This window comes from Endozoicomonas sp. ALD040, assembly GCF_049275945.1.
GTDB lineage: Bacteria > Pseudomonadota > Gammaproteobacteria > Pseudomonadales > Endozoicomonadaceae > Endozoicomonas_A.
On sequence record NZ_CP184829.1, the window covers coordinates 565,703 to 587,560 of the forward strand.

At 47.9% G+C, this 21,858-nt stretch carries 6 protein-coding genes; 1 reads left to right on the forward strand and 5 read right to left on the reverse strand.

Translation table 11 applies throughout. The features are described from left to right. Positions 1 to 82: 82 nt before the first annotated feature. The 4 genes from ACOJUN_RS01980 to ACOJUN_RS01995 all read right to left on the reverse strand — a co-directional run bounded on the left by ACOJUN_RS01980 (position 83) and on the right by ACOJUN_RS01995 (position 18,657). Complete coding sequence (locus ACOJUN_RS01980; protein ID WP_422135004.1) at positions 83 to 4,540, reverse strand: hypothetical protein; 4,458 nt, start codon at positions 4,538 to 4,540, stop codon at positions 83 to 85. A 379-nt stretch (positions 4,541 to 4,919) separates the two neighbouring features. Next, a complete protein-coding gene (locus tag ACOJUN_RS01985; RefSeq protein ID WP_422135005.1) occupies positions 4,920 to 9,719 on the reverse strand; it encodes a hypothetical protein in 4,800 nt (1,599 codons plus the stop codon). A 380-nt stretch (positions 9,720 to 10,099) separates the two neighbouring features. After that, positions 10,100 to 14,380 (reverse strand): hypothetical protein, encoded by a 4,281-nt coding sequence (locus ACOJUN_RS01990; RefSeq protein WP_422135006.1) that lies wholly within the window; start codon positions 14,378 to 14,380, stop codon positions 10,100 to 10,102. A gap of 380 nt (positions 14,381 to 14,760) precedes the next feature. Further along, positions 14,761 to 18,657, reverse strand: coding sequence for a hypothetical protein (locus tag ACOJUN_RS01995; protein ID WP_422135007.1), 3,897 nt, complete (start codon positions 18,655 to 18,657; stop codon positions 14,761 to 14,763). A 394-nt stretch (positions 18,658 to 19,051) separates the two neighbouring features. On the opposite strand from ACOJUN_RS01995, the gene ACOJUN_RS02000 reads away from it, so the two are divergent. After that, a complete protein-coding gene (locus tag ACOJUN_RS02000) occupies positions 19,052 to 19,489 on the forward strand; it encodes a hypothetical protein (RefSeq protein ID WP_422135008.1) in 438 nt (145 codons plus the stop codon). Here the strand turns inward: ACOJUN_RS02000 and metE are convergent. Continuing rightward, a complete protein-coding gene (gene metE / locus ACOJUN_RS02005) occupies positions 19,470 to 21,755 on the reverse strand; it encodes a 5-methyltetrahydropteroyltriglutamate--homocysteine S-methyltransferase (RefSeq protein WP_422135009.1) in 2,286 nt (761 codons plus the stop codon). The genes ACOJUN_RS02000 and metE overlap by 20 nt on opposite strands. Between the last annotated feature and the right edge of the window lie 103 nt (positions 21,756 to 21,858).

Below are 21,858 nucleotides of genomic sequence, written 5' to 3' on the forward strand. Positions count from 1 at the left end.
TAGCACCGCACTGGCAGGGTTGCCATGAACGGAGTTGGCAGACAGTACGTTTTAGAAGCCTTATCAGACGACACAGGTCTTTTTAAAAAATACTCCCACACCCATCAAGCAACTCCAGTTCCTGACAACTCTGATAAACATCAGGATCAACATCTGATAATAAAGGGTCTTGCTTTTTTAACTGTTCTATTTTGTTGCACGCCCGTTGCCGCCATTCTTCCAGTATGCAGTTATCGGTATCGATTCTGGCTTTTTTAAGGAGGGTCACTGTATGCATAAGCTCCATTTCATTCTCGTACTCCTCCAGTAAATTCAGTATTTCGGTGCCAAAAATTTCTGTCTGGTTGAGCTTTAACCATAAACTGCCGAACGCCTGTTTTTGTGGTTCCAATTCATTCTCTACCTGACATGCTTCAGCTTGCCTGGATTGTACGTTATTCAGTTTCTGCCATTGATCTGCGGTCAAATAATAGTGTTCAGATATCCCGGTGATTTTCAAAACAGTCTTGAACTGTTCCTCTGACCAGTTGCTGATGGCCATTTTTTCATCCTGTATTTCCAGCTGTGGCATTGGAAAGCAGTAGTTTTCAACTCCGTCACCTGGCACTTCAACCTCAAGCCACTGACCTTTGACGGTGAAAGACATCTTATTGAGCTTCTGCATCAACACTGCAATATAGCTCAGAGCCAACTGTTCTCCTGATTGGATAAGACCGGAGACAGGTATCTCAACATGGTTGTTGTCGATCGTTTGCATACCGGACAAAAAGTGATCGGGAATATCGTGATCCCAGGGTAGAAGACTATAGGTTTTGAGCAGCGCTTCGAACAGTATCTGGATGCCTTCTTTGGTGATGTCTTGGGTTCTTAGTTGCAGGCAGGCTTCAAGCAGCTTCTTTAACCAATGGGAAGAATGCTCTTTGCTGAGTTTTTGCAGGGCGCTCAACGAGGGAAACAAATCGAATACAGCCCGGGCATGGCTGGCATCCAGAAAACGCAGCTGATCATCTTTTGTTAAGGGTTGTAGGATTTCCAGATAGAGCCTTTGCATATATTCGAGTTTCAGCACTCCTGACAATGGTTGCAATAGGGCAGAGTACTGCTCCCATAGTCTTTTATCCGGCAATGACTTCAGCCGCTTGACAAAAAAGACAAAGCGCTCCCTGTCTTCATCGCAAGAACACAGAAATATTGCTCTATTTAACACACGCAAAGGCACGGCTTTCATTGAATGACGCCACAAAAAATGCCGATCCTGTTGATTAGCCTGAAGGTAGCGTTTGACACTTTTTCCTCCAGAAGAAGATAAAAGCCCTATCAATGATTCGAGCATCAGAAGCGTTTTAGCTTCTTTATGCAATTGGCAGAACTGTTTTAAAACCATCCATTTTAGCGACCAGTCTGGCTTAGGGGTGGAAAGATAAAGAGCGACTGTTTTTATCTGGCGATTGTATTTATCATCTCCTTCATTATCCGTGTTGCTGTGTTCTCCGGTAAGTTCTGTAAGCAGTAACTGTTTCAGTTGTGTTTCCCAATGTTGCAGCATCTTGGTAGCAGGTAGCCCTTCTGATACCCAGAGCCTGGGCATGATTTGCAGTAGCCTGTGATTGGGCGCCCCCCGGCAACTTGTCCAGTCCAGCACTTTTTTCACAGGCTCATGTTTGGGCAAGCCTTGGCCGTGATTCATAGACGAGAAAACGCGGAACAGCTTTATATTGAGCTCGCCCCCCTTGTGTTTCCATTCAGGCCAGCCGAGCACCTCTTTCACTTTCTCAAGTTTGAGCATGCCTTTGCCACCATTCATGGACGAGAAGGCGCAGAACAGCTCCATATTGAACTTGCCATCCTTGTCTTTCCATTCCAGCCAGCCCAACACCTCTTCCACTTCCTTATGTTTGAGGATGCCTTTGCCATGATTCATAGATGAGAAGGAGCGGAACAGCTCCATACTGAACTCGCCATCCTTGTCTTTCCATTCCGGCCAACCCAGAATCTCTCTAACTTCCTCATGTCTGAGGATGCCTTTGCCATGACTCATAGACGAGAAGGAACGGAGCAGCTCCATAGTGAACTCACCATCTTTGTCTTTCCATTCCGGCCAGCTCAACACCTCTTTCACTTGCTCATGTTTGAACATGCCTTTGCCATTGTTCATGGATGAGAAGGAGCGGAATAGCTCCATACTGAACTCGCCATCCTTGTCTTTCCATTCCGACCAACCCAGCACCTCTTTCACTTGCTCATGTTTGAGGATGCCTTTGCCATGGTTCAAAGACGTAAAGGAACGGAACAACTCCATACTGAACTTGCCATCCTTGTCTTTCCATTCCGGCCAGCCCAGCACCTCTTTCACTTGCTCATGTTTGAGCATGCCTTTACCATTGTTCATGGATGAGAAGGAGCGGAACAGCTCCATGTTGAAATCGCCATCCTTGTCTTTCCATTCCGGCCAGCCCAGCACCTCTTTCACTTGCTCATGTTTGAGGATGCCTTTGTTATGATTCGTAGACGAGAAGGAGCGGAACAGCTCCATACTGAACTCACCATCCTTGTCTTTCCACTCTGGCCAGCTCAGCACCTCTTTCACTTGCTCATGTTTGAGCATGCCTTTGCCATTGTTTATGGATGAGAAGGAGCGGAACAGCTCCATACTGAACTCACCATCCTTGTCTTTCCATTCCGGCCAGCCCAGCACCTCTTTCACTTGCTCATGTTTGAGCATGCCTTTGCCATTATTCATGGATGACAAGGAGCGGAACAGCTCCATACTGAACTCACCATACTTGTCCTTCCATTCCGGCCAGCCCAGCACCTCTTTGACTTCCTCATGTTTAATCATGCCCTTGCTGCTATTCATAGACGAGAAGGAGCGGAACAGCTCCATACTGAACCCGCCATCCTCGTCTTTCCACTCCGGCCAGCCCAGCACCTCTTTCACTTGTTCATGTTTGAGCAAGCCTTTGCCACTATTCATTGACGAGAAGGCTCGGAACAACTTCGTATTAAACTCGCCATCCCTGTCTTTCCATTCTGGCCAGCCCAGTATTGCTTTCACTTGCTCATGTCTGGGCACGCCTTCGCCATTATTCATGGACGAGAAGGAATTCAATACATCCAAACTTGCTAAATATTCGAGTTCACTCAGGCTACGTTCTGCGAAACTACGGATATGTTTTTTTTTATTACCCAGCATGCCGGTCAGCATGCCTGTATTTTTGACGTTTTCAGAAAGATGCCCAAAAAAAGCGATGGCATTATCGAAGAAGCCATTAAAAGAATCTCTCTCTACGAAACCAGACAGCTTATAAAAAGTGTTTTTTACAGTGATGTTTTTTTTCTTGAATACCGCCAACAGGGTTTGCACTTTTTTCAGCTCTTCCTGACTTAATTCGTACTTGATATTTGCTTTTATTTTTTCCAATGGGTCATCGGGGATCTGATTGTCTGTCGGTTTCTTTTTTTTGGCCGCTGGTTCAGCAACAGCTGTTGAATTATTTCTCTTTCTACCCGGGCCCTTCTTTTTTTTCGGAGCGGGTTCAGGTGAATCCGGTTCTGCTTCTTCCCGGATTCGTCTTACCCTTTTGTTACCTTGAATGCCCGACAGGCACTTGTTGCACAACAACGCTGAAGCTGCTGTCTGATTTGCTACACGTTCTAATTCCTGTGGATTCAATACCTTTTCACACTTCGAACAAGCGACATCCGAATGTCCGGTATCCTGCTTAGCAGAGGGTTTCAGTGGGTCATCGCCTCCACGACCATTGACGCCTGCCGAACCGGTTCCCCTTTTACGGGCAGCAGGTCCCCTTGTCTGGCCAGTCTGACCTGTTGCTGCGGTCGTTGATGCTTTGGTCGTTCGGGAGGATGAATTCTTTTTCCCGTTACTCACCTGCCGGCCAGAATATTTGCCAGAAACCATCTCACGGTAAACTCTGAGTTCCTGACCATTCTCTGCCAGCCATGTTTGAACCAGCCCCGGTTGCATCGTGCCAGGGTCTGACCTTTCCAGATCAAGAAGATCGGCTTCAATCACCATGATCCGGTCTGACAAAATCCGGGACAGGGTGGTCTGGCCTGCCATAATCGCCCATAGTCGTTTGATTTGTAATATTACAAGTAGTTGCTTTTTTTGCTGCAGACAAGTTTGGACAGGATCAGGAATAAGGGTAAGGTCAGGTTGGGGCGCTGGTTCAGGACTCCCGCTGTTTCCGTCAGGTGGCTTATTGCCATCATCTCCACCGGCGTTGCCCCCGGCGATCAACGCATTGGAAGTGTTCTCCAGAACTTCAGGGGGCACGTAAAACTCCAACAACTCGTTCCCACGCTCCGGAGGGTGTCGCAAAACTCCAACAGCTCGTTCGGATGCTCTGAGGTCGTCATTCCCGCGAAGGCGGGAATCCAGCGCCAACGGTGAATATCTGCCTTCTCGGGGATGACAAGGCCATTGGGGCACCGGGCAGTAAGGTTCTGGTGGTGAGTCAGTGTGGATTCCCGCCTTCGCGGGAATGACGAGAATGAAGCCGGGAATGATGGAAGTCAACTCGTGACACCCTCGAAGAGGATCGGGCTGTTCAGGTTCAGCCAACTTATTGGAATACAGGAAATGAGCTGGTAGCGAGCTTGGGCCGACTAATTCCAATGCCTGCAGCGAATCTCCAAACAACATTGCCACTAGCACAAGCAGTGATCGGACCATCGAGCAGGCAGCTTTGTTTTGTTGTGAGCGTCTCATAGATCCAGGCAAATAAAATCAGCTTCTGTGAATCCATTCGCTAGTGGAAAAAATTCGCACGTCATCCGGCCTAGGCCTGATGATTCACGTTTGCGCTAGATTTTATAGCACCGCACTGGTGAGATTCCATAAACGGATTTGGCAGACAGTTTGTTTTTAGAAGCTTTATCAGACGACAAAAGTCTTTTTAAAAAACACTCCCACACCCATCAAGCAACTCCAGTTCCTGACAACTCTGATAAACATCAGGATCAACATCGGATAATAAAGGGTCTTGCTTTTTTAACTGTTCTATCTTACTGCACGCCCGTTGCCGCCATTCTTCCAGTATGCAGTTATCGGTATCGATTCTGGCTTTTTTAAGGAGGGTCACTGTATGCATAAGCTCCATTTCGCTCTCGTACTCCTCCAGTAAATTCAGTATTTCGGTGCCAAAAATTTCTGTCTGGTTGAGCTTTAACCATAAACTGCCAAACGTCTGTTTTTGTGGTTCCAATTCATTCTCTGGCTGACATGCTTCAGCTTGCCTGAATTGAACGTTATCCAGTTTCTGCCATTGATCTGCAGTCAAATAATAGTGTTCAGATATCCCGGTGATTTTCAAAAAAGTCCTGAACTGCTCTTCTGACCAGTTGCTGATGGCCATTTTTTCATCCTGTATTTCCAGCTGTGGCATTGGAAAGCGGTAGTTTTGAACTCCGTCACCTGGCACCTCAACCTCAAGCCACTGCCCTTTGACGGTAAAAGACATCTTATTGAGGTTCTGCATCAACACAGCGATATAGCTCAGGGCCAACTGTTCTCCTGATTGGATAAGTCCGGAGACAGGTATCTCAACATGGTTATTGTCGGTCGTTTGCATCCCGGACAAAAAGTGATCGGGGATATCGTTATCCCAGGGTAGAAGACTATGGGTTTTGAGCAGCGCTTCAAACAGTATCTGGATGCCTTCTTTGGTGATGTCATGGGTTTTTAGTTGCAGGCAGGCTTCAAGCAGCTTGTTTAACCAATGGGAAGAATGCTCTTTGCTGAGTTTTTGCAGGGCGCTCAACGAGGGAAACAGATCGAATACAGCCTGGGCATGGCTGGCATCCAGAAAACGCAGCTGATCATCCTTTGTTAAGGGTTGCAGAATTTCCAGATAGAACCTTTGCATAGAGTCGAGTTTCAGCACCGCCGATAATGGTTGCAACAGGGCTGAGTATTGCTCCCATAGTCTTTTATCCGGCAATGACTTCAGCCGCTTGGCAAAATAGACAAAACGCTCCCTGTCTTCATCGGAAGAACACAGGAACATTGCTTTATTTAACACGCGCAAAGGCACGGCTTTCATTGAATGACGCCACAAAAAATGCCGATCCAGTTGATTAGCCTGAAGGTAACGTTTGACACTTTTCCCTCCAGAAGAAGATAAAAGCCCTATCAATGATTCCAGCATCAGAAGCGTTTTAGTCTCTTTATGCAATTGGCAGAACTGTTTTAAAACTGTCCATTTTAGCGACCAGTCTGGCTTAGGGGTGGAAAGATAAAGAGCGACTGTTTTTATCTGGCGATTGTATTTATCATCTCCTTCATTATCCGGGTTGCTGTGTTCTCCGGTAAGTTCTGTAAGCAGTAACTGTTTCAGTTGTGTTTCCCAGTGTTGCAGCATCTTGATAGCAGGTAGCCCTGCTGATGCCCAGAGCCTGGACATGATTTGCAGTAGCCTGTGATTGGGCGCCCCCCGGCAACCTATCCAGTCCAGCACTTTTTTCACAGGCTCATGTTTGGGCAAGCCTTGGCTGTGATTCATGGACGAGAAAACGCGGAACAGCTTTATATTGAGCTCGCCACCCTTGTGTTTCCATTCAGGCCAGCCGAGCACCTCTTTCACTTTCTCATGTTTGAGCATGCCTTTGCCACTATTCATGGACGAGAAGGCGCGGAACAGCTCCATATTGAATTCGCCATCCTTGTCTTTCCATTCAGGCCAACCCAACACCTCTTTCACTTCCTTATGTTTGAGCATGCCTTTGCCATTATTCATAGATGAGAAGGCGCGGAACAGCTCCATACTGAACTCGCCATCCTTGTCTTTCCATTCCGGCCAGCCCAGCACCTCTTTCACTTCCTCATGTTTGAGGATGCCTTTGCCATGATTCATAGATGAGAAGGCTCGGAACAGCTCCATATTGAACTCGCCATCCTTGTCTTTCCATTCCGGCCAGCCCAGCACCTCTTTCACTTCCTTTTTTTTGAGCACGCCTTTACCATTGTTCATAGATGATAAAGAGCGGAACAGCTCCATACTGAACTCGCTATCCTCGCCTTTCCATTCCGGCCAACCCAGCACCTCTTTCACTTGCTTATGTTTGAGCATGCCTTTCTGACTATGCATGGATGAGAAGGAGCGGAACAGCTCCATACTGAACTCGCCATCCTTGTCTTTCCATTCCGGCCAGGCGAGCACCTCTTTCACTTCCTCTCGTTTGAGGATGCCTTTGCCATGATTCATAGATGAGAAGGCCCGGAACAGCTCCATACTGAACTCGCCATCCTTGTCTTTCCATTCCGGCCAGCCCAGCACCTCTTTCACTTCCTTTTTTTTGAGCATGCCTTTGCCATGTTTCATAGACGAGAAGGCGCGGAACAGCTCCATACTGAACTCGCCATCCTTGTCTTTCCATTCCGGCCAGCCCAGCACCTCTTTCACTTCCTCATGTTTGAGCATGCCTTTGCCACTATTCATTGACGAGAAGGATCGGAACAACTTCTTATTAAACTCGCCATCCCTGTCTTTCCATTCTGGCCAGCTCAGCACCTCTTTCACTTCCTTTTTTTTGAGCACGCCTTTACCATTGTTCATGGATGAGAAGGGGCGGAACAGCTCCATACTGAACTCGTCATCCTCGTCTTTCCATTCCGACCAGCCCAGCACCTCTTTGACTTCCTCATGTTTAATCATGCCCTTGCTGCAATTCATAGACGAGAAGGAGCGGAACAGCTCCATACTGAACTCGCCATCCTTGTCTTTCCATTCTGGCCAGCCCAGCACCTCTTTCACTTGCTCATGTTTGAGCATGCCTTTGCCATTGTTCATGGATGAGAAGGAGCGGAACAGCTCCATACTGAACTCGCCATCCTTGTCTTTCCATTCCGGCCAGCCCAGCACCTCTTTCACTTGCTCATGTTTGAGCATGCCTTTGCCATTATTCATGGATGAGAAGGAGCGGAACAGCTCCATACTGAACTCACCATACTTGTCCTTCCATTCCGGCCAGCCCAGCACCTCTTTGACTTCCTCATGTTTAATCATGCCCTTGCTGCTATTCATGGATGAGAAGGAGCGGAACAGCTCCATACTGAACTCGCCATCCTTGTCCTTCCATTCCGGCCAGCCCAGCACCTCTTTCACTTGCTCATGTTTGAGCATGCCTTTGCCATTATTCATTGACGAGAAGGAGCGGAACAACTTCGTATTAAACTCGCCATTCCTGTCTTTCCATTCCGGCCAGCCCAGTATTGCTTTTACTTCCTCATCTGTGGGCACGCCTTTGCCAGCGTTCATGGACGATAAGGATGTCAATACATCCAGACTTGCTAAATATTCGAGTTCATTCTGGCTACGCTCTGCAAAACTACGGATATGTTTTTTGCTATTATTCAGCATGCCGGTCAGCATGCCTGTGTTTTTGACGTTTTTAGAAAGGTGCCCAAAAAAGGCGGCAGCATTATCGAAGAAGCCATTAAAATAATCTCTATCTACGAAACCAAGCAGCTTATAAAAAGTGTTTTTTACAGTGATGTTTTTTTCCTTGAATACCGCCATTAAGGTTTGCACTTTTTCCAGCTCTTCCTGACTTAATTCGTACTTGATATTTGCTTTTATTTTTCCTAATGGTTCATCGGGAATTTGAGTGTCTGCCGGTTTCTTTTTTTTGGCCGCTGGTTCAGCAACAGCGGTTGAATTATTTCTCTTTCTACCCGGGCCCTTCTTTTTTTTCGGAGCGGGCTCTGATGCATCTGGTTCTGCTTCTTCCCGGATTCGTCTTACCCTTTTGTTACCTTGAATGCCCGACAGGCACTTGTTGCACAACAATGCTGAAGCTGCTGTCTGATTTGCTACACGTCCTAATTCCTGTGGATTCAATGCCTTGTCACACTTCGAACAAGCGACAAGCGAATTTCCGGTATTCTGCTCGGCTGAGGGGTTTAGTGGGTCATCGTCTCCACGACCATTGGCGCCTGTCGAACCGGTTCCCCTTTTACGGGCAGCAGATCCGCTTGTCTGGCCGGTCTGACCTGTTGCCGCAGTCGTTGATGCTTTGGCCGTTCGGGAGGATGAATTCTTTTTCCCGTTACCAGCCTGACGGCCAGAATATTTGCCAGAAATAATCTCACGGTAAACTCTGAGTTCCTGACCATTCTCTGCCAGCCATGTCTGAACCAGACCCGGTTGAATCGTGCCAGGGTCTGACCTTTCCAGATCAAGAAGATCGGCTTCAATCACCATGATCCGGTCTGACAAAATCCGGGCCAGCGTTGTTTGGCCTGTGATAATCAACCATAGCCGTTTGATTTGTAATATTTGAAGCAGTTGCTTTTTTTGCTGCAGACAAGCTTGGACAGGATCAGGAATAAGGGTAAGGACAGGTTGGGGTTCTGGGTCAGGACTCCCGCTGTTTCCGTCAGGTGGCTTATCGCCATCATCTCCTCCGGCGGCGCCCCTGGCGATCAGTCCATTAGAAGTGTTCTCCAGAACTTTAGGGGGCGCGTAAAACTCCAACAACTCGTTTCCACGCTCCGGAGGCTGTCGCAAAACTCCAACAGCTCGTTCCCATGCTCTGAGGTCGTCATTCCAGCGAAGGCGGGAATCCAGCGCCAACGGTGGATCCCTGCCTTCTCGGGGATGACAAGGCCAGGGGGGCACCGGGCAGTATGGTTCTGGTGGTGAGTCAGTGTGGATTCCCGCCTTCGCGGGAATGAAGCCGGGAATGACGGGAGTCAACTCGTGACACCCTCGAAGAGGATCGGGCTGTTCAGGTTCAGCCAACTTATTGGAATACAGGAAATAAGCTGGTAGCGGGCTTGAGCCGACTAATTCCAATGCCTGCAGCGAATCCCTAAACAACATCGTCACTAGCAGAATCAGTGATCGGACCATCGAGCAGGCAGCTTTGTTTTGTTGTGAGCGTCTCATAGATCCCGGCTAATAAAATCAGCTTCTGTGAATCCATTCGCTAGTGGAAAAAATTCGTACGTCATCCGGCTTAGGCCTGATGATTCACGTTTGCGCTAGATTTTATAGCACCGCACTGGCAAGGTTGCCATGAACGGAGTTGACAGACAGTTGATTTTTAGAAGCTTTATAAGACGACACAAGTCTTTTTAGAAAATACTCCCACACCCATCAAGCAACTCCAGTTCCTGACAACCCTGATAAACATCAGGAGCAACATCGGATAATAAAGGGTCTTGCTTTTTTAACTGTTCTATTTTTCTGCACGCCCGTTGCCGCCATGCTTCCAGTATGCGGTTATCGGTATCGATTCTGGCTTTTTTAAGGAGGGTCACTGTATGCATAAGCTCCATTTCACTCTCGTACTCCTCCAGCAAATTCAGTATTTCGGTGCCAAAAATTTCTGCCTGGTTGAGCTTTAACCATAAACTGCCAAACGCCTGTTTTTGTGGTTCCAATTCATTCTCTGGCTGACATGCTTCAGCTTGCCTGAATTGAACCTTATCCAGTTTCTGCCATTGATCTGCAGTCAAATAATAGTGTTCAGACATCTCAGTGATTTTCAAAAAAGCCCTGAACTGTTCCTCTGACCAGTTGCTGATTTCCATTTTTTCACTCTGTATTTTCAGCTGTGGCATTGGGTAGCGATAGGTCTGAACATTATCACCCGACACTTCAACCTCAAGCCACTGCCCTTTGACGGTAAAGGACATCTCTTTGAGGTTCTGCATGAGCACAGCGATATAGCTCAGGGCCAACTGTTCTCCTGATTGAATAAGTCCGGAGACAGGTATCTCAACATGGTTGTTGTCGGTCGTTTGCATCCCGGACAAAAAGTGATCGGGAATATCGTTATCCCAGGGTAGAAGACTATGGGTTTTTAGCAGCGCTTCAAACAGTATCTGGATGCCTTCTCTAGTGATGTCATGGGTTTTTAGTTGCAGGCAGGCTTCAAGCAGCTTGCTTAACCAATGGGAAGAATGCTCTTTGCTGAGTTTTTGCAGAGCGCTCAACGAGGGAAACAGATCGAATACAGCCTGGGCATGGCTGGCATCCAGAAAACGCAACTGATGATCCTTTGTTAAGGGTTGCAGGATTTCCAGATAGAGCCCTTGCATATATTCGAATTTCAGCACTCCTGACAATGGTTGCAACAGGGCTGAGTATTGCTCCCATAATCTTTTATCTGGCAATGACTTCAGCCGCTTGGCAAAATAGACAAAACGCTCCCTGTCTTCATCGGAAGAACACAGGAACATTGCTCTATTTAACACGCGCAAAGGCACGGTTTTCATTGAATGACGCCACAAAAAATGCCGCTCCAGTTGATTAGCCTGAAGGTAGCGTTTGACGCTTTTCCCTCCGGAAGAAGATAAAAGTCCTATCAATGATCCCAGCATCAGAACCGTTTTAGTCTGTTCATGAAATTGGCAGAACTGTTTTAAAACCGTCCATTTTAGCGACCAGTCTGCCTTGGGGGTGGAAAGATAAAGGGCGACTGTTTTTATCTGGTGATTGTATTTATCCTCTCCTTCATTATCCGAGTTGCTGTGTTCTCCGGTAAGTTCTGCAGGCAGTAACTGTTTCAGTTGTGTTTCCCAGTGTTGCAACAGCTTGATAGCAGGAAGCCCTGCCGATGCCCAAAGCCTGGGCATGATTTGCAGTAGCCTGTGATTGGGCGCCCCCCGGCAATCTATCCAGTCCAGCACCTCTTTTACTTTCTCTTGTTTGAGCATTCCTTTACCATTGTTCATGGATGAGAAGGAGCGGAATAGCTCAATGTTGAACTCGCCATCCCTGTCTTTCCATTCCGACCAGGCCAGCACCTCTTTCACTTCCTCATGTTTAAGCACGCCCTTGCCATGACTCATAGATGAGAAGGCGCGGAACAGCTCCATATTGAACTCACCATGCCTGTCTTTCCATTCCGGCCAGCCCAGCACCTCTCTCACTTCCTCATGTTTGAGCATGCCTTTGCCACCATTCATGGATGAGAAGGCGCGGAACAGCTCAATGTTGAACTCGCCATGCTTGTCTTTCCATTCCGACCAGGCCAGCAGCTCTTTCACATACTCATGTTTGAGGATGCCTTTGCAATGATTCATAGATGAGAAGGCGCGGAACAGCACCATATTGAACTCGCCATCCTTGTCTTTCCATTCCAGCCAGCCCAGCACCTCTTTCACTTCCTCATGTTTGAGCATGCCTTTTCCACTGTTCATGGATGAGAAGGCGCGGAACAGCTCCATATTGAACTCGTCATCCTTGTCTTTCCATTCCGGCCAGCCCAGCACCTCTTTCACTTCCTCATGTTTAAGGATGCCCTTACCATGATTCATAGATGAGAAGGCGCGGAACAGCTCTATACTGAACTCACCATCCTTGTTTCTCCATTCCAGCCAGCCCAGCACTTCTTTCACTTGCTCATGTTTGAGCATGCCTTTGTCATGATTCCTGGACGAGAAGGCGCGGAACAGCTCAATGTTGAACTCGCCATCCTTGTCTTTCCATTCCGGCCAGCCCAGCACCTCTTTCACTTGCTCATGTTTGAGGATGCCTTTGCCATGATTCATAGATGAGAAGGCGCGGAACAGCTCCATACTGAACTCGCCATCCTTGTCCTTCCATTCCGGCCAGCACAGCACCTCTTTCACTTGCTCATGTTTGAGTACACCCTTGCAATGACTCATAGATGAGAAGGAGCGGAACAGCTCCATATTGAACTCGCCATCCTTGTCCTTCCATTCCGGCCAGCCCAGCGCCTCTCTCACTTCCTCATGTTTGAGGATGCCTTTGCCATGATTCATAGATGAGAAGGAGCGGAACAGTTCCATACTGAACTTGCCATCCTTGTCTTTCCATTCCGGCCAGCTCAGTACCTCTTTCACTTGCTCATGTTTGAGCATGCCTTTTCCATTGTTCATGGATGAGAAGGAGCGGAACAGCTCCATACTGAACTCGCCATCCTTGTCTTTCCATTCCAGCCAGCCCAGCACCTCTTTCACTTGTTCATGTTTGAGCAAGCCTTTGCAACTATTCATTGACGAGAAGGAACGGAACAACTTCGTATTAAACTCGCCATCCCTGTCTTTCCATTCTGGCCAGCCCAGTGTTGCTTTCACTTGCTCATGTGTGGGCACGCCTTTCCTACTATTCATGGACGAGAAGGAATTCAATACATCCAGACTTGCTAAATATTCGAGTTCACTCAGGCTACGTTCTGCGAAACTACGGATATGTTTTTTTTTATTACCCAGCATGCCGGTCAGCATGCCTGTATTTTTGACGTTTTCAGAAAGATGCCCAAAAAAAGCGGTGGCATTATCGAAGAAGCCATTAAAAGAATCTCTATCCACGAAACCAAGCAGCTTATAAAAAGTGTTTTTTACAGTGACGTTTTTTTTCTTGAATACCGCCATCAGGGTTTGCACTTTTTTCAGCTCTTCCTGACTTAATTCGTACTTGATATTTGCTTTTATTTTTTCTAACGGATCATCGGGAATTTGAGTGTCTGGCAGTTTCTTTTTTTTGGCCGGTGATTCAGCAACAGCTGTTGAACTACTTCTTTTTCTACCCGGGCCTTTCTTTTTTTTCGGAGCGGGTTCTGGTGGATCCGATTCTGCTTCTTCCCGGATTCGTCTTACCCTTTCGTAACCTTGAATGCCCGACAGGCACTTGTTGCACAACAACGCTGAAGCTGTTGTCTGATTTGCTACACGTCCTAATTCCTGTGGATTCAATACCTTGTCACACTTCGAACAAGCTACATGCGAATGTCCGGCATCCTGCCCAGCTGAGGGTTTCAGTGGGTCATCGCCTCCACGACCATTGGCGCCTGTCGAACCGGTTCCCCTTTTACGGGCAGCAGGTCTCCTTGTCTGGCCAGTCTGACCTGTTGCTGCGGTCGTTGATGTTTTGGTCGTTCGGGAGGATGAATTCTTTTTCCCGTTACTCACCTGCCGACCAGAATATTTGCCAGAAACTATCTCACGGTAAACTCTGAGTTCCTGACCATTCTCTGCCAGCCATGTTTGAACCAGCCCCGGTTGAATCGTGCCTGGGTCTAACCTTTCCAGATCAAGAAGATCGGCTTCAATCACCATGATCCGGTCTGACAAAATCCGGGCCAGCGTGGTCTGGCCAGCCATAATAGCCCATAGTCGTTTGATTTGTAATATTATAAGCAGTTGCTTTTTTTGCTGCAGACAAGTTTGGACAGGATCAGGAATAGCTCTGAGGTCGTCATTCCCGCGAAGGCGGGAATCCAGCGCCAACGGTGGCTCCCTGCCTTCTCGGGGATGACAAGGCCAGGGGGGCACCGGGCAGTATGGTTCTGGTGGTGAGTCAGTGTGGATTCCCGCCTTCGCGGGAATGACGAGAATGAAGCCGGGAATGAAGCCGGGAATGAAGCCGGGAATGACGGGAGTCAACTCGTGACACCCTCGAAGAGGATCGGGCCGTTCAGGTTCAGCCAACTTATTGGAAGACAGGAAATCAGCTGGTAGCGGGCTTGAGCCAACTAATTCCAATGCCTGCAGCGAATCTCCAAACAACATCGTCACTAGCACAAGCAGTGATCGGACCATCGAGCAGGCAGCTTTTTTTTGTTGTGAGCGTCTCATAGATCCAGGCTAATAAAATCAGCTTCTGTGAATCCATTCGCTAGTGGAAAAAATTCGTACGTCATCCGGCTTGGGCATGCGGATTCAGGTTTGCGCTAGATTTTATAGCACCGCACTGGCAAGCTTGCCATGAACGGAGTTGGCAGACAGTTTGTTTTTAGAAGCTTCATCAGACGACACAAGTCTTTTTAGAAAATACTCCCGCATCCATCAAGCAGCTCCAGTTCCTGACAACCCTGATAAACAACAGGATCAACATCGGATAATAAAGGGTCTTGCTTTTTTAACTGTTCTATTTTGTTGCACGCCCGTTGCCGCCATGCTTCCAGTATGTGGGTAGCGCTATCGATTCTGGCTTTTTTAAGGAGGGTCACTGTATGCATAAGCTCCATTTCACTCTCATACTCCTCCAGTAAATTCAGTATTTCGCTGCCAAAAATTTCTGTCTGGTTGAGCTTTAACCATAAACTGCCAAACGCCTGTTTTTGCGGTTCCAATTCATTCTCTGGTTGACATGCTACAGCTTGCCTGGATTGAACGTTATCCACTTTCTGCCATTGATCTGCAGTCAAATAATAGTGTTCAGATATCCCGGTGATTTTCAAAAAAGTCCGGAACTGCTCCTCTGACCAGTTGCTGATGGCCATTTTTTCATCCTGTATTTCCAGAAGTGGCATTGGAAAGCGGTAGTTTTGAACTCTGCCACTTGGTACTTCAACCTCAAGCCATTGCCCTTTGACGGAAAAAGACATCTCATTGAGGTTCTGCATCAATACAGCAATATAGCTCAGGGCCAACTGTTCTCCTGTTTGGATAAGACCGGAGACAGATATCTCAACATGGTTATTGTCGTTTGTTCGCATCCCGGACAAAAAGTGATCGGGAATATCGTTATCCCAGGGTAGAAGACTATGGGTTTTGAGCAGCGCTTCAAACAGTATCTGGATGCCTTCTTTGGTGATGTCATGGGTTTTTAGTTGCAGGCAGGCTTCAAGCAGCTTGCTTAACCAATGGGAAGAATGCTCTTTGCTGAGTTTTTGCAGGGCGCTTAACGAGGGAAACAGGTCGAACACAACGCGGGCGTGGCTGGCATCCAGAAAACGCAGCTGATCATCCTTTGTTAAGGGTTGCAGGATTTCCAGATAGAGCCCTTGCATATATTCGAATTTCAGCACTCCTGACAATGGTTGCAACAGAGCTGAATACTGCTCCCATAATCTTTTATCTGGCAATGACTTCAGCCGCTTGGCAAAATAGACAAAACGCTCCCTGTCTTCATCGGAAGAACACAGGAACATTGCTTTATTTAACACACGCAAAGGCACGGCTTCCATTAAATGACGCCACAAAAAATGCCGATCCAGTTGATTAGCCTGAAGGTAACGTTTGACGCTTTTTCCTCCAGAAGAAGATAAAAGCCCTATCAATGATCCCAGCATCAGAACCGTTTTAGTCTGTTCATGAAATTGGCAGAACTGTTTTAAAACCGTCCATTTTAGCGACCAGTCTGCCTTGGGGGTGGAAAGATAAAGAGCGACTGCTTTTATCTGGCGATTGTATTTATCCTCTCCTTCATTATCCGAGTTGCTGTGTTCTCCGGTAAGTTCTGCAGGCAGTAACTGTTTCAGTTGTGTTTCCCAGTGCTGCAGCAGCTTAATAGCAGGAAGCCCTGCCGATGCCCAAAGCCTGGGCATGATTTGCAGTAACCTGTGATTGGGTGCCCCCCGGCAATCTATCCAGTCCAGCACCTCTTTTACTTTCTCTTGTTTGAGCATGCCTTTACCATTGTTCATGGATGAGAAGAAGCGGAATAGCTCAATGTTGAACTCGCCATCCCTGTCTTTCCATTCCGACCAGGCCAGCACCTCTTTCACTTCCTCATGTTTATGCACGCCCTTGCCATGACTCATGGATGAGAAGGCGCGGAACAGCTCCATACTGAACTCACCATGCCTGTCTTTCCATTCCGGCCAGCCCAGGACCTCTTTCACTTGCTCATGTTTGAGCACTCCTTTGCCATTATTCATGGATGAGAAGGAGCGGAACAGCTCAATGTTGAACTCGCCATGCTTGTCTTTCCATTCCGACCAGGCCAGCAGCTCTTTCACATGCTCATGTTTGAGGATGCCTTTGCAATGATTCATAGATGAGAAGGCGCGGAACAGCACCATATTGAACTCGCCATCCTTGTCTTTCCATTCCAGCCAGCCCAGCACCTCTTTCACTTCCTCATGTTTGAGCATGCCTTTTCCACTGTTCATGGATGAGAAGGCGCGGAACAGCTCCATATTGAACTCGTCATCCTTGTCTTTCCATTCCGGCCAGCCCAGCACCTCTTTCACTTCCTCATGTTTGAGGATGCCCTTGCCATGATTCATAGATGAGAAGGCGCGGAACAGCTCTATACTGAACTCGCCATCCTTGTTTCTCCATTCCAGCCAGCCCAGCACTTCTTTCACTTGCTCATGTTTGAGCATGCCTTTGTCATGATTCCTGGACGAGAAGGCGCGGAACAGCTCAATGTTGAACTCGCCATCCTTGTCTTTCCATTCCGGCCAGCCCAGCAGCTCTTTCACTTGCTCATGTTTGAGAATGCCTTTGCCATGATTCATAGATGAGAAGGCGCGGAACAGCTCCATACTGAACTCGCCATCTTTGTCTTTCCATTCCGGCCAGCCCAGCACCTCTCTCACTTCCTCATGCCTGGGTACGCCGTGGCCATTATTCATGGACGAGAAAGAGCGGAACAGTTCGATATTGAACTCGCCATCTTTGTGTTTCCATTCAGACCAGCCCAGTATTGCTTTCACTTGCTCATGTGTGGGCACGCCTTTGCGATTATTCATGGACGAGAAAGAAGTCACTGCATCTAACCTCGCTAAATATTCGAGTTCATCCTGGCTACGCTCTGCAAAACTACGGATATGTTTTTTTCTACTATGCAGCATGCCGGTCAGCATACCTGTATTTTTGACGTTTTCAGAAAGGTGCCCAAAAAAGGCGGTGGCATTATCGAAGAAGCCATTAAAAGAATCTCTATCTACGAAACCAAGCAACTTATAAAAAGTGTTTTTTACAGTGATGTTTTTTTTCTTGAATACCGCCAACAGGGTTTGCACTTTTTCCAGCTCTTCCTGACTTAATTCGTACTGGATATTGGCTTTTACTTTTTGTAACGGATCATCGGGAATTTGAGTGTCTGGCGGTTTCTTTTTTTTAGCCGGTGGTTCAGCAACAGCGGTTGAATTATTTCTTTTTCTACCCGGGCCCTTCTTTTTTTTCGGAGCGGGTTCTGATGAATCCGATTCTGCTTCTTCCCTGATTCGTCTTACCCTTTCGTAACCTTGAATGCCCGACAGGCACTTGTTGCACAACAACGCTGAAGCTGTTGTCTGATTTGCTACACGTCCTAATTCCTGTGGATTCAATACCTTGTCACACTTCGAACAAGCTACATGCGAATGTCCGGCATCCTGCCCAGCTGACGGTTTCAGTGGGTCATCGCCTCCACGACCATTGCCGCCTGTCGAACCGGCTCCCAAGTTTCGGGCAGAAGGTCCGCTTGTCTGGCCGGTCTGACCTGTTGTTGTGGTCGTAGATGCTTTGGTCGTTCGGGAGGATGAATTCTTTTTCCCGTTAGCTGTCTGTCGGCCAGAATATTTGCCAGAAACCATCTCACGGTAAACTCTGAGTTCCTGACTATTCTCTGCCATCCATGTCTGAACCAGCCCCAGTTGAATCGTGCCAGGGTCTGACCTTTCCAGATCAAGAAGATCGGCTTCAATCACCATGATCCGATCTGACAAAATCCGGGCCAGCGTGGTCTGGCCTGTCATAATTGCCCAATGTCGTTTGATTCGTAATATTAGAAGCAGTTGCTTTTTTTGCCGCAGACAAGTTTGGACAGGATCAGGAATAAGGGTAAGGTCAGGTTGGGGTTCTGGGTCAGGACTCCCGCTGTTTCCGTCAGGTGGCTTATCGCCGCCACCTCCCCCGCCAGCGCCCGTGGCGATCAGCATATTGGAATTATTCACCAGGACTTCAAGGGGCTCAGCAACAAGATCAATGCGGTGTGTTGGCTTCATTGATAACACCGGGGAGAGAGGCCGCTTGAGAGACTGAAGAGGTCTGTTATTCGGCAGCAACTGCAGCAAACTGAGAGTGAACTGCATAAAATCAAACGGAAGAGGAATGGGCTGTTCAGGATCAAACAACTTATCAGTATACAAGAAATGTGCTGGCATCGGGCCTGAGCCGACTAGTTCCACGGCAGGCAGCGACTCCCCAAACATTATTGTCATTAGCAGAAGCAGTGATCGTACCCTCGAGAAGGCAGTTTTGCTTTTTTGTGAACGTTTCATAGATTCAAGCTTAAAATTTCAGAGATTAGTTTCTCTGAAGCGTCTATCTTTAGGCATGAATATATGTCACGAACAATGTCTCAGAGACAAAAACACTAAAGCTAAGGACTTTTATTTGATGTCGAACAAAAATGCTCAACACTTGGATAGCCTGTATAAGAAGTTCCTGATCATCCCCCTTATACTGCTGTTATCAGGGTGTTCAATGCCGGGCCGTAACAAAGAAGCTACCCAAACCCAATACCGGTTGGATACAAACCTGATCGTTGACGAGCGCCCCCTGGAGCCCCGGAGCCTTATCATTTCGGCGGACCAGGGAGCCACTCTCTATTTCGAGGATGCGGAAAAGAGCCGAGTCTATAAAGTTTTCTACCTTGTCAAGCCTGGAGAGCAAGAGGGAGAGGTAGAAATTCTCACCGGTGTCCATGCCGAAGTGATGGCTCCCTCATTCCTGACTTATGAAGGGCAAGAGGCTTCCTACACCGCTTCCCCTCCAGAACTTCCCATTATTGAAGTCCAGGTCAAGGCATCACCGGTTAAGCCAGCTCATCCCTGAGTTCGTTAGCCACCTGCACCATATTGCTCAGAGCCGCTTCTACTTCGGGCCAATCACGGGTTTTAAGACCACAGTCCGGATTGACCCATAAACGTTGCGGCGGGATTTTTTCGGCGGCTTTCTTCATCAACTGTTTCATCCACTGTGACTCCGGAACATTAGGCGAGTGGATATCATAAACCCCCGGGCCGATCTCATTGGGGTATTCAAACTGTTCAAAAGCATCCAGTAACTCCATGTCAGATCTGGAGGTCTCAATGGTAATAACATCAGCATCCATTGCCGCGATGTATTCAATGATGTCATTGAACTCGCTATAACACATGTGGGTATGAATCTGGGTTTCATCCTGAACGCCACTGGCAGCAATCCTGAAGCTTTTTACTGCCCAGTTCAGATAGTCAGGCCAGTCTTCTTTGCGCAAGGGTAAACCTTCGCGAATCGCCGGCTCATCAATCTGGATGATGCCAATGCCCGCCTTTTCCAGATCCACGACTTCATCTCTGAGCGCCAGAGCAAGTTGCAGGCAGGAAACACTTCGATCGACATCTTCCCGCAGGAAAGACCAGCAGAGTATTGTTACCGGACCTGTGAGCATACCCTTCATCCACTTACTGGTCTGGTCTTGGGCAAAGCGACTCCAGTTCACGGTCATGGGCTCTGGTCTGGAAACATCACCAATGATGATGGGAGGTTTTACACAGCGACTGCCATAGCTTTGAACCCAGCCATTGCTGGTAAAGGCAAAACCATTGAGCTGCTCTCCAAAATACTCGACCATGTCATTACGTTCGGCTTCGCCATGAACCAGAACATCGAGTCCCAGCGCCTCCTGTCTGGCAACAGTGTCCAGAATCTCCTTCTGCATGGCTGCTACGTAGTCACGCTTACTCAACTCACCTTTTCTGAATAAACGACGCTGCTTTCTGATAGCAACCGTCTGAGGAAAAGAGCCGATTGTGGTAGTTGGAAACAACGGTAATTTAAGTCTGGATGCCTGAACGACAGCTCTTTTTTCATAAGGCAGGTTTCGCTGGTCATCGCCACTGCTGATTCCGGCAACCCGCTTCTGAACAGCCTTATTGTGTATCCTTGATGACTGACTCCGGGTTTCAATCGCTCGATCCGAAGTAGCCAGAGCAGCCTGAACCTCGGGGCTCTGATTGCCTGAAAGCAAGCTGGCTATGGTTGCTACTTCCTGACACTTCTGAACGGCAAAGGCAAACCAGGATTTCAACTCATCATCCAGATCTGTTTCACATTCAAGATCAACCGGCGTATGCAGAAGTGAACAACTGGGGGCAACCCAGAGACGGTTACCCAGACGCTCACTGGCTTCCTGAAGTTTACTGACTATAGAACGGATATCCGCTTTCCAGATATTTCTGCCGTTCACGACACCAGCTGAAAGCACTTTGTAGGAAGGCAGCCTGTCAAGGATTGCTGTCAGTTGCTCAGCATCACGAACCAGATCAATATGCAGCCCCTCAACGGGTAGATTGACTACAGTCGTCGTTGTGCCATTAAGACCTCCAAAATAGGTCGCCAGCAGGATCTTCAGATCTTTGCCTTGCAGCCTGTTGTAGGTGGACTCAAAAGCCTGATGCCACTCGGTAGGAAGATCCAGTACCAGGATAGGCTCATCAATTTGAACCCACTCAACACCCAGTTTGGCCAGCTCATTGAGTACCTGTCCATAGACCTCTATAACATCATCCAGCAGTTCCAGACGATTAAACGCTTCTCCTTTTACCTTCCCAAGCCACAGCCAGGTAAGTGGACCTATCAGTGTTGGCTTGACCTTAAATCCTGCGTCCAATGCTTCGCGGGTCTCGCGAATAATTTCTGTAGACGACAGCTTTAAGGTCTGGCCTTTGTGCAACTCCGGAACAATATAGTGATAGTTGGTATCAAACCACTTGGTCATCTCACACGCTGCTGCCGGAGTCCCGCCAGGTGCCCTGCCCCGGGCCATGCGAAACAGGGTGTCAACATCTTCACAGTCAGAATCTGCACCAAACCGTGCCGGAACAGCGCCCAGCATGAGTGAGTGATTTAACATCTGGTCGTACCAGGCAAAATCCCCAACCGGGATCAGATCCAGTCCGGCTTCCTTTTGCACAGCCCAGTGTTGCAACCTGAGGCGTTTACCTTCCTCTAAAAGCCTTTCTTTACTCAGTTCACCCTTCCAGTAGGCTTCCTGCGCTTTTTTCAACTCGCGATTGGCACCGATGCGTGGAAAGCCACCGCTGTGTGAAATTGCCATAACCGGATTCTCCAGAGCATCCACTCTTGTTGATTTAGAGAGATTTGTTCATCCCATGGCGACGACAAACTACCCTGCCGCTCATGGCTTCCTGTTGTTTATG